Source organism: Streptomyces sp. P9(2023) (assembly GCF_032436795.1).
Lineage (GTDB): Bacteria > Actinomycetota > Actinomycetes > Streptomycetales > Streptomycetaceae > Streptomyces.
The window spans coordinates 1-283 of sequence record NZ_JAUPWM010000365.1 but is presented as its reverse complement, the minus strand read 5'-3'; the positions used below and the strand labels follow the sequence as shown (position 1 = coordinate 283).

1 protein-coding gene is annotated in these 283 nt (G+C 75.6%); it reads right to left on the bottom strand.

Annotation, left to right across the window (positions count from 1 at the left end; all coding sequences use genetic code 11):
- Window positions 1–283: isochorismatase family protein (locus Q5762_RS37960; RefSeq protein ID WP_315896868.1), on the bottom strand; the 283-nt coding region annotated here is incomplete at both ends.

Genomic DNA, 283 nt, shown 5'->3' with positions numbered 1-283 from the left:
CGGCGCCAGCGGGGCGATGATCGCCTGATCGGCGGGGCGGGCGCGCATCCCCGGTCCCCACAGGTCGGCCTGAAGCCCGCGGTCGCGGCGGTCCTGATCGCCATTCTGCGCGGTGTAAAACACCGGCACCCCGGCCTCTCGCGCCGCATCGGCCAGCGCGGCGATATGGGCGACCACCGGGTCCAGCGCGCCGGGTGCGAAGGCGGCGCAGAAATAGCCCTGCATGTCGTGGATCAGCAGCGCCGCGCGGTCGCGGTCCAGCCGCCAGGGCGCGCGCGCCGCC